The following is an 888-nucleotide window of genomic DNA, read 5'->3' as shown; positions in this document are numbered from 1 at the left end:
TGTCCGAAATTTGCCTATTGACGGAACAATTGGAAATGGAATTTTGGTTGCGTGGTGGCTGGGCAATTGACTTTCTACTCGGAAAAATCACCAGGCCACACGACGACTTCGATTTGATAACGTGGATTCAAAATCGGGACGGTTTAGAAAAAGAACTTTCCAAAGCAGGATATGAACGGTTACCCGTCAAATCCCATTTCGAGAATAGACAGTCTGATTTTCGTAAAAACGAGGTAGATGTCACAGTCGGCTATGTCACCCGATCCATTGAAGGCAATCTGATCCTGAACGGTTTGCCGGAATGGGTATGGCAACCTGACTCTCTGCTGCCTAATCGCTATACATTATGCGGACTATCAGTAAAGGTCTTAAGTCCCCAACAACTTCTGGAAGAAAAGGAAGTCTATGAACAAATTGGCCGAACACCCCGAACAAAAGATATCGAAAGTAAAAAGTTACTTCGCCAACTAATAAGGAATACCAAATAGAATAAATATTTCAGTTTTGAATGGTTTCTCAATGGATGAAAGTTTACATATCATAAATTTATCGGAAGTCCTATAACAGAAACATGGAGAAGGTGCTGGTCCAGAGCATCTTCTCTTTTTTTCTAGGAACCTTTACTAAAAAAAGNGTTACGGAAATATTCTGCTTTGCTGGAACAGGAAGGCATCCATTTCAAACGAACGCATAAAAACGCCCGACTTTACACGGATAGCGAGTACATAGCGATTAAAGGCATCATAGCGGCAGTCCATAGCGGTAAGAAATCACTGGAAGGAGCTATTGCAGAAGCTTCTAGGGATTTGAAAAAGACTATCTCCGTAGCGCCACGTGAGCGCGATAGCGACGACATAGCAACTGCTACGCTAAGTGAAGTCAAACAGC

Annotated in this window: 2 protein-coding genes; both read left to right on the top strand. The window is 42.3% G+C overall.

The window, feature by feature from the left end; genetic code table 11:
- Window positions 1-488, top strand: a 488-nt coding sequence (locus IRE19_RS18355; RefSeq protein WP_203341459.1) for a nucleotidyltransferase domain-containing protein, incomplete at its 5' end; no start/stop codon positions are given.
- A gap of 165 nt (window positions 489-653) precedes the next feature.
- A partial coding sequence (locus IRE19_RS18475) for a hypothetical protein (protein WP_238943309.1) occupies window positions 654-888 on the top strand: 235 nt, incomplete at its 3' end.

Origin of the sequence: Planococcus beijingensis, from assembly GCF_016820615.1 — a bacterium.
GTDB lineage: Bacteria > Bacillota > Bacilli > Bacillales_A > Planococcaceae > Planococcus > Planococcus notacanthi.
The sequence above is the reverse complement of the archived record's forward strand: the minus strand, read 5'-3'. Positions and strand labels throughout refer to the sequence as shown.